Origin of the sequence: Comamonas sp. wu1-DMT (assembly GCF_040187805.1) — a bacterium.
Taxonomy (GTDB): Bacteria; Pseudomonadota; Gammaproteobacteria; order Burkholderiales; family Burkholderiaceae_C; genus Comamonas; species Comamonas thiooxydans.
Genome location: NZ_JBANEM010000052.1, coordinates 1 through 1,033, shown reverse-complemented (window position 1 = coordinate 1,033; position 1,033 = coordinate 1). Strand labels below are relative to the sequence as shown.

Sequence of the window (1,033 nt, the reverse complement as noted above, 5' to 3'; positions counted from 1 at the left end):
GGCGCTGTTGCATAAATCAGCCCCAGGCCAGACTTCCCCAACCCCAGGCGTGGCTACGCCACAGCCGCCGTCTGCGGACAGCCCAACTCTGTGAACCGATTGAGGATGGCAGCCCGAATGTGCAGTTCGTTGACCTGTCGCTCGAACGTGCGTGACATCACGCGTTCCCCCAGCCGTTTGATGCAATGCATCTTGGTTTCCACCAGGCTGCGCCGGTGGTAGCCACTCCAGCGTTTCCAGAGACCTCGCCCCAATCTTCTGCATGCGGCAATCGCCGCATTGCGGTGCGCAAAGGCATCGCCTTTGCGCACCCTGGCATTCTTTCTCGGGGGGATGATGGGTGTGGCATTGCGCTGCATGACGGCTGCGTGGACGGGCTGCGTGTCATAAGCCCCATCACCCGTCACAGTCAGCAGCGGTTCTTGGGCGGGAACCTGTGCGAGCAACTGAGGCAATACGGCAGCATCAGTGACATGGTTGGTGGTGACGCAGATGGCCCGCACCTGCAAGGTCTGAGCATCAATACCAATATGCAGCTTGCGCCATTGGCGTCGACGCTCTGGCCCGTGCTTTTTGCACTTCCACTCGCCTTCGCCCAGGAACTTGATGCCCGTGGAGTCAACCAGCAGATGCAAGCCCGCTGAACTGGGCCGGTATGCGACCTGCACATCCAGACTGCGCTGACGGCGACACAGCGTGCTGAAGTCGGGGACTGGCCACGGCAGACCAGACAAGGCCAGCACAGACTGAACAAAACCAGTGGTCTGGCGCAAGGCCAGTCCAAACAGGTTCTTGATGGTCAGGCAAAACTGGATGGCGGCATCGGAGAAATGCGGGCTGCGCCCGCGTTTGCCGCTGGCAGCGGCAAACCAGGACATGCCCTTGTCCAGCCAGATGCTCAGCGAGCCCCGCGCTTTGAGCGCTGCGTTGTATTGCTTCCAGTTGGTGGTGCGGTAGCGGGGCTTGGACTGCGGAGTCTGACTCATCGCCCGAGGCTACCCCACCCCAAACGACGATTTATGCAACAGCGCCC

General features: G+C 61.1%; 1 protein-coding gene. It reads right to left on the bottom strand.

The features are described from left to right. Positions 1-53 precede the first annotated feature (53 nt). Positions 54-986, bottom strand: a complete 933-nt coding sequence (locus V8Z78_RS26975; protein WP_046462337.1) for an IS5 family transposase — start codon at positions 984-986, stop codon at positions 54-56. Positions 987-1,033: the final 47 nt, after the last annotated feature.